5 protein-coding genes and 1 pseudogene are annotated in these 7282 nt (G+C 71.0%); 5 read left to right on the forward strand and 1 reads right to left on the reverse strand.

The window, feature by feature from the left end:
- Nucleotides 1-235: pseudogene (locus E1292_RS48675) on the reverse strand (molybdopterin molybdenumtransferase MoeA); the annotation flags it as partial.
- 359 nt (nt 236-594) lie between these two features.
- On the opposite strand from E1292_RS48675, the gene E1292_RS48680 reads away from it, so the two are divergent.
- Genes E1292_RS48680 through fdhD form a run of 5 tightly spaced genes read left to right on the forward strand, consistent with a single transcriptional unit; the run spans nt 595 to nt 6986 of the window.
- Complete coding sequence (locus E1292_RS48680) at nt 595-1572, forward strand: 2-dehydropantoate 2-reductase (RefSeq protein WP_132606600.1); 978 nt, start codon at nt 595-597, stop codon at nt 1570-1572.
- A 37-nt stretch (nt 1573-1609) separates the two neighbouring features.
- Complete coding sequence (locus tag E1292_RS48685; RefSeq protein WP_132606601.1) at nt 1610-3511, forward strand: molybdopterin oxidoreductase family protein; 1902 nt, start codon at nt 1610-1612, stop codon at nt 3509-3511.
- 4 nt (nt 3512-3515) lie between these two features.
- Nucleotides 3516-5321: an NAD(P)H-dependent oxidoreductase subunit E gene (locus tag E1292_RS48690; RefSeq protein ID WP_132606602.1), complete on the forward strand. Its 1806-nt coding sequence runs from the start codon at nt 3516-3518 to the stop codon at nt 5319-5321.
- Nucleotides 5318-6160, forward strand: coding sequence for a 2Fe-2S iron-sulfur cluster-binding protein (locus E1292_RS48695; RefSeq protein ID WP_132606603.1), 843 nt, complete (start codon nt 5318-5320; stop codon nt 6158-6160). The genes E1292_RS48690 and E1292_RS48695 overlap by 4 nt, the downstream gene beginning before the upstream one ends.
- Nucleotides 6153-6986 (forward strand): formate dehydrogenase accessory sulfurtransferase FdhD, encoded by an 834-nt coding sequence (fdhD, locus tag E1292_RS48700; RefSeq protein ID WP_132606604.1) that lies wholly within the window; start codon nt 6153-6155, stop codon nt 6984-6986. The genes E1292_RS48695 and fdhD overlap by 8 nt, the downstream gene beginning before the upstream one ends.
- Nucleotides 6987-7282 lie beyond the last annotated feature (296 nt).

A 7282-nucleotide genomic window follows, 5' to 3' on the forward strand; every position in this document is an offset into this window, starting at 1 on the left:
GCAGCACCCCCCCGTACGGCGCTCCCCCGGCCAGGACGCCGCCCACGACCAGCCACGGCCCCCGGCCCGCCACGGCGTAACCGTCCATCGCCGCCACGTCCACTCCCGGCACCGGCACCAGCGCCGCCAAGGGGGCGGTCAGGCGGCGGCCGAGCGCCTCCTGGAGCGGGACCCGCGCCGGTTCCAACCGTCCCGCCGACCGTGCCGCGAGGGCCCGCGCGGCGGCCCATGACATCGCTTCCACCACTGGTTCATGCCGAACAACGGTCACAGGTACGCTCCTTGACCCGACTTTTTCCATACTGTATACCGAATGCACGGTAGGTCGCGTCCAGCGATCCACCGCAGGCCGCGAAGAATTCGCGCCTACAGTCCCCTCGTCCAGCGAGGCGCTGCAGGCAGCGAAGAATTCGCGCCCACGGTGGGTCGCGTCCAGCGATCCACCGCAGGCAGCGGAGAATCCGCGCCTACGGTGCCTCGCGTCCGGCGGGCTACTGCAGGCCGTGGAGAATTCGCGCCGACGGTGGGCCGCGGCGGCGGCCCATCGCTGTACGGGGGCCGTACAGACAGTCCGACGCGAGAACGGAGCGGATGATGAAGGTCGCTGTTCTTGGCGCCGGCGCCATCGGCGCATACGTGGGGGCTGCCCTCCACAGAGCGGGAGTCGAGGTGCACCTCATCGCCAGAGGCGAGCACCTGCAGGCGATACGCGCCGCCGGTGTGCGGGTGCTCACCCCCAGGGGCGATTTCGTCGCCCATCCCCATGCCACCGACGACCCCACCGAGGTCGGTCCGGTGGACCACATCTTCCTGGGCCTCAAGGCGAACAGTTACGCCTCCGCGGGCCCCATGATCCGGCCGCTTCTGCACGAGGCCACGAGCGTCATCGCCGCGCAGAACGGCATCCCGTGGTGGTATTTCCACGGACTCAACGGCCCGTACGAGGGCTACCGCATCGAGAGCGTCGATCCGGGCGGCGCGGTGACGGCCGCCCTGCCGCTGCACCGGGCGATCGGCTGCGTCGTCTACGCCGCCACCGAGATCGAGGCGCCGGGCGTGATCCGCCACCTGGAGGGCACCAGGTTCTCCATCGGCGAGCCGAACGGCGAGCTGACCGAGCGGTGCGCCGCCTTCAGCCAGGCGGCGGTGGAGGGCGGACTGAAGTGCCCGGTGGAGCGCGATCTCCGCCGGGACGTCTGGATCAAACTCATGGGCAACATCGCCTTCAACCCGATCAGCGCGCTCGCCAGGGCGACGATGGCCGGGATCTGCCGCCACGACGGCACCAGGGAGCTGGTCGTGGCCATGATGCGGGAGACGGTCGAGGTGGCGCGGCGGGTGGGCTGCGATCCCGGCATCTCGATCGAGCGCCGGCTGAAGGGGGCCGAGAAGGCCGGCGAGCACAAGACGTCCACGCTCCAGGACTTGGAGAAGGGTAAACCGCTGGAGCTCGACGTGCTGCTGGCGGCGGTGGTCGAGCTGGCCGACCTCACCGGAGCGGAGGTACCGACCCTGCGCGCGATCCACGCTGTGAGCGATCTGCTGAACGCGAACCTTGTCCGCGCGGTCTAGCTGGGAATACCGTGATTGTATACAGAATGGAGGGATCATGAGCTATGACCGCCTGACCCATCCACTGGTGCGCGAGAACGGCGTGCTGCGCAGGGCGAGCTGGGAGGAAGCGCTGGAGCGCGCGGCGGAGGGATTCCGCCGCAACGTCGCCAAGCACGGCCCCAACTGCTTCGCCATGCTGTCGTGCGCCCGTTCCACCAACGAGATGAACTACGTCGGGCAGAAATTCACCCGCGTGGTAATAGGCACCAACAACGTGGACTCCTGCAACCGCACGTGCCACGCGCCGAGCGTGGCCGGGCTGTCGGCGGTGTTCGGCAGCGGCGGAGGCACCTCCTCCTACCAGGAGGTCGAGGACACCGACGTGATCGTCATGTGGGGTTCGGCGGCCAGGAACGCCCACCCCATCTTCTTCCAGCACGTCCTCAAGGGCATCCGCAAGGGCGCGCGGATGTTCGCGGTCGACCCCCGCCGCACCGGCACCGCCCAGTGGGCCGACCTGTGGCTGGGGCTCAACGTCGGCACGGACATCCCGCTCGCCCACGCCGTGGCCCGCGAGATCATCCACTCCGGCCTGCACAACGAGGCGTTCATCGAGCGGGCCACGATCGGCTTCGAGGAGTTCAAGGAGTCGGTCGAGCCGTGGACGCTCAGCGCGGCCGAGCAGGTCACCGGCGTGCCCGCGGCCGCCATCCGCGAGCTGGCCCACGCCTACGCCCGCGCCGACCGCGCCCAGCTGTGCTGGACGCTCGGCATCACCGAGCACCACAACGCCACCGACAACGTACGGGCACTGATCAACCTGTCCCTGCTGACCGGCCACGTCGGCCGCTACGGGTCGGGCCTGTCGCCGCTGCGCGGGCAGAACAACGTGCAGGGCGGCGGCGACATGGGCGCCATCCCCAACCGCCTGCCCGGCTTCCAGGACATCCTCGACCCGGACATCAGAGCCAGGTTCGAGAGCGCGTGGGGCCGGCCGATCCAGCCCGAGTACGGGCACAACCTCACCGAGATGCTCGAGGCGATGGCCGAGGGCGAGGTCACCACCTGCTATCTGATCGGTGAGAATCCCGTGCAGTCGGAGGCCGACTCGCTGGCCTGCGTCAAGCGCCTGTCCATGCTCGACCACCTCGTCGTGCAGGACATCTTCCTCACCAAGACCGCCCAGATGGCCGACGTCGTGCTGCCGGCCAGCGCCGCCTGGTGCGAGGCGGACGGCACGTTCACCAACAGCGAGCGCCGCGTCCAGCGGGTGCGCAAGGCCCTGGAGCCGCCGGGCGAGGCCCGCGACGACATCTGGATCATGTGCGAGATCGCCCGCAGGCTGGGCCACGACTGGGCCTACGACGGCGCGGAGGAGGTCTGGGACGAACTGCGTGCCCTGTCCCCGCAGCACACGGGCATGACCTACCAGCGGCTGGCCGACCTGCAGGGCATCCAGTGGCCCTGCCCGTCGGAGGACGAGCTGGAGCCCCCCTACCTGCACGGCAGGCTCTGGGAGAACGACCCGTCGAAGCGCGGCATGCCGGCGCCGTTCGCGGTGCTGCGGCACTCGCCGCCGGTGGACCTGCTGGACGACGAGTACCCGCTGCGGCTGACCACCGGCCGCCGGCTCGACTCGTACAACACCGGCGTGCAGTCGTCCGGTTTCGCCTCGCCGCTGCGCCGCGGCGAGACCATCGAGCTCTGCCCCGAGGACGCCGAGCGGCTCGGCCTGACCGAGGGCGAGGAGGTGCGGATCACCTCGCGGCGCGGCTCGGTGACCGCGCCGGTGTACATCGACCCCGCCCTGCGGCCGGGGCTGGTGTTCATGACGTTCCACTTCCCCGACGAGGTGGACACCAACTCCTTGACCATCGAGGCCACCGACCCGCTCTCGGGCACGGCCGAGTTCAAGGCCGCCGCCGTACGTGTCGAGAAGCTCGTCAAGGCCGGGTGATCAGATGGATTTGAGATTTCGTGGTGCGGAGCCGTCCGAGGAGGAGCGCGCGGCGGTCGACGCCCTGCTCGGACCGCCCGCCTCCGCCTGGGACGGCGGCTCGAGGACCGAGGCCGACCTGCGCTTCGCCGCCCGCGCCGAGGCCGCCCGCGACCAGCTGCTGCCCGCGCTGCACGCGGTCAACGACCGGGTCGGGTGGATCAGTGAGGGGGCGCTGGAGTACATCTGCCGCCGCCTGACGATCCCGCCGGCCGAGGCGTACGGGGTGGCGACGTTCTACGCGCTGTTCTCGATGAAGGAGCGCCCCAAGCGGGTGCTGCACGTCTGCACCGACCTGGCCTGCCAGGCGAAGGGCGCGGAGTCCGTACGCAGGCGCGTCGAGGACCACTTCGGCCCGGCGGGCACGTCGTGGCACGAGAGCCCCTGCCTGGGCATGTGCGAGCGGGCCCCGGCCGCGCTCGCCCTGGAGGCGGGCACGCCGCCCGTGGCGCAGGTGTACGCCCCCGCCACCCCCGACACGATCACCACCATGGCCGAGGCGCCGCCGAGCTCCAACGGGAGCACGCCGAGCGTCAAGGTCACCGGCGAGACCCCAGAACGGGCGGCGGTGCCGCAGGCCGGGCAGGACGGGTTGCTCCTGCTCAGGAGAATCGGCACCGTCGACCCGGCCAGCCTGGACGACTACCGGGCGGCCGGCGGCTACACCGCGCTCAGGCGGGCGTTCGACCTCGGCCCCGCGGGCGTGATCCGCGAGGTGCTGGAGTCGGGCCTGGTCGGCAGGGGCGGCGCGGCGTTCCCGACGGGGCGCAAGTGGGACGCCACGGCCCGCCAGCCGGACCACCCCCACTACCTGGTCTGCAACGCAGACGAGAGCGAGCCGGGCACGTTCAAGGACCGGGTCATCATGGAGGGCGACCCGTACGCGCTGGTCGAGGCCATGACGATCGCCGCCTACGCCACCGGCTGCGCCAAGGGATACCTCTACATCAGGGGCGAGTATCCCCGGGCGGTCGCGCGGCTCCAGCACGCGATCGCGACCGCCCGGGCGCGGGGCCTGCTCGGCGACGACATCCTCGGCAAGGGCCTGTCGTTCGACATCGAGCTGCGGAGGGGCGCGGGCGCCTACATCTGCGGCGAGGAGACCGCGATCTTCAACTCGATCGAGGGCCAGCGGGGCGAGCCGCGCAGCAAACCGCCGTTCCCGGTGGAGAAGGGGCTGTTCGGCAAGCCGACCGTGGTCAACAACGTCGAGACGCTGGTCAACGTGCTGCCGATCCTGGAGCGCGGGGCGCAGGCGTACGCGGCGGCCGAGCCCAAGCTGTTCTGCGTCTCGGGCGCGGTGGAACGCCCCGGCGTGTACGAGCTGACGTTCGGCGCCACGCTGCGCGAGCTGCTCGACCTGTCCGGCACCACCGGGACGACCAGGGCGGTGCTGCTCGGCGGCGCGGCCGGCGCGTTCGTCACCGACCTCGACATCCCGCTCACCTTCGAGGGCACCAGGGCCGCCGGCGCGACGCTCGGCTCCGGCGTGGTGCTCGTCATCGACGACGGCGTGGACCTCAAGAGCCTGCTGCTGCGCATCGCGGAGTTCTTCCGCGACGAGTCGTGCGGCCAGTGCGTGCCCTGCCGGGTGGGTACCGTACGGCAGGAGGAGGCCCTGCACCGGCTGTCGCGCCGGGTGGACGACGATGATCTCGTGCTGCTGCGCGAGGTCGGCCAGACCATGCGTGACGCCTCCATCTGCGGCCTCGGACAGACCGCCTGGAACGCCGTCGAATCGGCCATCGACCGCCTGGGAGTTTTCAGATGATCCCGCTCCAGCCGCCCCGTCGGCTCATCGACGTCGAGATCGACGGCGAGACCGTACGGGTGCCAGAGGGCTCGACGATCCTCGACGCGTGCGCCGCGGCGGGCAAGGACATCCCGACGCTCTGCTACGGCGACACGCTCACCCCGAAGAACGCCTGCCGGGTCTGCGTCGTGGAGGTGGAGGGCGCACGGACGCTGGCGCCCGCCTGCTCCAGGAAGGCCGAGAAGGGCATGAAGGTCGGCACCGACACCGAGCGCGCCCGGCAGAGCCGCAAGGTCGTGCTGGAGCTGCTCGGCTCCTCGGTGGACATGTCGACCACCCCCAGGGCGGCCGAGTGGGTGGAGGAGTACGACGCCGACCCTGCCAGGTTCGGCGACGACGCCGCCACCGTCGAGCAGCCCGCCAAGGTCGACAACGAGCTCTACGTACGCGACTACAGCAAGTGCATCATGTGCTACAAGTGCGTGGACGCCTGCGGCGACCAGTGGCAGAACACGTTCGCCATCGGCGTCGCGGGCCGGGGCTTCGACACGACGATCTCCACGGAGTTCGACGCCCCGCTCACCGACTCGGCCTGCGTCTACTGCGGCAACTGCGTGGAGGTGTGCCCCACGGGCGCGCTGTCGTTCAAGACCGAGTTCGACATGCGGGCCGAGGGCACCTGGGACGAGTCGAAGCAGACGGAGACGACGACGATCTGCAGCTACTGCGGGGTCGGCTGCAACCTGACCCTGCACGTGCAGGACAACAAGATCGTCAAGGTGACCTCGCCGCACGACAACCCGGTCACCAAGGGCAACCTCTGCGTCAAGGGCCGCTTCGGGTACGGCTATGTCTAGGGTCTCCGTCAAACGCCGCATCCTGCGGGTGAAGGACACCACCCGTACGCGCAAGATCGACTCGCTGGCCGCCGAGGAGCCGCTGGAGATCCGGCTCGACGGCACGCCGCTGACGGTCACCATGCGCACGCCCGGCGACGACTTCGACCTGGCCGCCGGCTTCCTCGTCAGCGAGGGGGCCGTGGGCTCGGCGGACGACATCGCCACGATCCGCTACTGCGCGGGCGCGACGGTGGACGGCGGCAACACGTACAACGTGCTCGACGTGCGGCTCGCACCAGGCGTCCCGGCGCCTGAGCCGCGCAACTTCTACACGACCTCCTCCTGCGGCGTCTGCGGCAAGGCGTCGCTGGAGGCGGTGCGCACCGTGGCCCGCTGGAGCGCCGGCGACGACCCTGTCGAGCTGACGCAGCCGGTGATCACGTCCCTGCCGCTGCGGTTGCGGGCGGCCCAGCGGGTCTTCGACAGGACCGGCGGGCTGCACGCGGCGGGCCTGTTCACCTCGGACGGCGAGGCGCTGTGCGTGCGCGAGGACGTGGGCCGGCACAACGCCGTCGACAAGCTGCTCGGCTGGGCGCTCAGGAACGGGCGGCTGCCGTTGCGGGGCGCCGTGCTGATGGTGTCGGGCAGGGCGTCGTTCGAGCTGGTGCAGAAGGCGGTCATGGGGGGCGTCCCCGTGCTCGCCGCGGTGTCCGCGCCCTCCTCGCTCGCGGTCGAGCTGGCCGCGGAGGAGGGGCTGACGCTCATCGGTTTCCTCCGCGGCGACTCGATGAACGTCTACGCCGGCGAGCACCGGCTGGCCGAGGAGGCTCTGCTCCCCGACTGAACCCCGCTCCGCGAGGCGCCGGGCGACCGTGCGACTCGCGGGACGGGGCCGCGAACGTCGCTCCCGAGCGCCGGCAACGGCTCTGCCGGCGCACGACCACCGGAGCGACCGCGGGATGCCGAGCGGCGTGCCTGGGCCCCCAGCCGCCGTCCGGCATCCTGTAATTCATGGCCTCCACTCCGTGGAGGCGGGCTCGGTCGCCCGCCGTCGCCTTCCCCGCTTTGGTCGCTGCGCTCCCGCCGCTCCTCCAGACGACGGCACTCCCTCGCAGGCCCCGCCACTCCCCGCCCAACTAC

The organism is Nonomuraea deserti (genome assembly GCF_004348685.1).
GTDB lineage: Bacteria > Actinomycetota > Actinomycetes > Streptosporangiales > Streptosporangiaceae > Nonomuraea > Nonomuraea deserti.

Coding starts and splice junctions, on each gene's coding strand:
- E1292_RS48680 (WP_132606600.1), top strand. CDS start 595: ATGAAGGTCGCTGTTCTTGGCGCCGGCGCCATCGGCGCATACGTGGGG.
- E1292_RS48685 (WP_132606601.1), top strand. CDS start 1,610: ATGAGCTATGACCGCCTGACCCATCCACTGGTGCGCGAGAACGGCGTG.
- E1292_RS48690 (WP_132606602.1), top strand. CDS start 3,516: ATGGATTTGAGATTTCGTGGTGCGGAGCCGTCCGAGGAGGAGCGCGCG.
- E1292_RS48695 (WP_132606603.1), top strand. CDS start 5,318: ATGATCCCGCTCCAGCCGCCCCGTCGGCTCATCGACGTCGAGATCGAC.
- fdhD (WP_132606604.1), top strand. CDS start 6,153: ATGTCTAGGGTCTCCGTCAAACGCCGCATCCTGCGGGTGAAGGACACC.